The 529-nt window shown below is 39.1% G+C and carries 1 protein-coding gene; it reads right to left on the bottom strand.

All coding sequences use genetic code 11. The features are described from left to right. Nucleotides 1-43 precede the first annotated feature (43 nt). On the bottom strand, nucleotides 44-529 hold a 486-nt coding region (locus tag MXD58_RS31840), incomplete at its 5' end, for a hypothetical protein (protein ID WP_518478677.1).

Here is a 529-nt window from a genome sequence, read left to right as displayed (position 1 = left end):
AGCAGAGTGAGAATAAACGGTATGCTTTGCTTATGACACTTAGTTATTTCATATAAATAATAACCTTCATATCATAGACTTTATCGGTTAAACCGATTCGTTGTGCAGGAGTTTCCTTTTTATCCCCTCTGCCGAACGGAAGACAGAAGTTGTAATACGTTCTTAATATGGTTAAAGCATATTGTGCATACTTGGGATTAAAGTTTGCATAAATATAGCTTTTTCCCTGTCCCGTAGCAGTTACCAAAGGTCGTTCCAGTATGGAAATACGCCTTCTAATTTGTTGAATAAAACTGTTTGTTGCATGGTCATTCACATTCATAATGGCAGAAGCTAATTCATGAGCATCCAAACCGCTTACATCTGTTCGGCAATCCACCGAATAGCTCCCTTTATCTCTCGGACAGAGTGGATGCTCTAATGGATTGTTAAGCCAAACCACTGCCCTTTTATGAGGGAAAGCAACCTCTTCGCAGAAATGATGGGTTTGTAGCCTTTCTTGTAAATACTGCTCTGCTAAGGTATAAAG

The organism is Frankia sp. AgKG'84/4, assembly GCF_023242965.2.
Taxonomy (GTDB): Bacteria; Actinomycetota; Actinomycetes; order Frankiales; family Frankiaceae; genus Frankia.
Note: the sequence above shows the minus strand (reverse complement) of the source record. Positions and strands in the feature narration are given on the sequence as shown.